Source organism: Bacteroides sp. MSK.20.82 (assembly GCF_019052485.1).
GTDB lineage: Bacteria > Bacteroidota > Bacteroidia > Bacteroidales > Bacteroidaceae > Bacteroides > Bacteroides thetaiotaomicron.
Map to the genome: position 1 here is coordinate 1 of NZ_JAHQUN010000127.1, position 1034 is coordinate 1034.

The 1034-nt window shown below is 46.2% G+C and carries 1 protein-coding gene; it reads left to right on the forward strand.

Going from position 1 to position 1034, the window contains the following annotated elements; genetic code table 11:
- Window positions 1–43: 43 nt before the first annotated feature.
- Window positions 44–1034, forward strand: a 991-nt coding sequence (locus KTR07_RS28885; RefSeq protein ID WP_217315581.1) for a polysaccharide biosynthesis/export family protein, incomplete at its 3' end; no start/stop codon positions are given.

Consider the following 1034-nt stretch of genomic DNA (forward strand, 5'->3'; position numbering starts at 1 on the left):
TGCAGGAACTGTGTGAAATCAACTGAAACTTTTTTATTTGTCAATGAAAATACAAAGACTTTTTAGCATTCTACTCTTCTGTTTGATGCTGGGAAGTGGCTCGCTTATGGCTCAGTCCATGAGTGATTCACAAGTACTGGAATATGTAAAGGACGGTATCCGGCAAGGCAAGGAACAGAAGCAGCTTGCTTCCGAACTTGCACGTAAAGGTGTAACCAAGGAACAGGCTATGCGTGTGAAACAGCTATACGAGCAGCAGAACAATGTAAACACTTCCCAATCCACCGGTACGGATATCAACGAGTCCCGCCTTCGTGAAGAGACTAAGGAAAATACTTCCGACATGCTGGAGGACCATCCCACCACTCAGGACCTTGCCCGTGGCGATCAGGTCTTCGGACGTAACATCTTCAATACCCGCAACCTGACATTTGAACCCAGTGTCAATCTCGCCACTCCCTCCAATTACCGTCTTGGTCCCGGTGATGAAGTCATTATTGATATCTGGGGTGCGAGCCAAAACACGATTCGCCAGCAAATATCTCCGGAAGGTACCATCAACATTCAGAAGATCGGCCCTGTCAACCTTAGCGGTATGACAGTCTCTGCCGCCAATGACTATCTGAAGAACGCCCTGAATAAAATATATAATGGTCTGAATAATACTACCGACCCTACTTCCGACATCCGTCTGACTTTGGGTAATATCCGTACTATTCAGATCAATGTGATGGGAGAAGTCGTACAGCCCGGTACTTATGCCCTTTCTTCTTTCTCTACCGTCTTCCATGCGCTTTATCGTGCAGGTGGTGTGAGTGATATCGGTAGCCTCCGAAACGTTCAATTGGTACGCAACGGAAAGAATATTGCCACCATCGACGTCTACGAATTCATCATGAAAGGAAATACACTGGATGACATTCGCCTTCAGGAAGGTGACGTCGTGATTGTTCCTGCTTATGATGTCTTGGTAAAGATCAGCGGCAAGGTAAAACGTCCTATGCGTTTTGAAATGAAGAAAGACGAGAACCTTG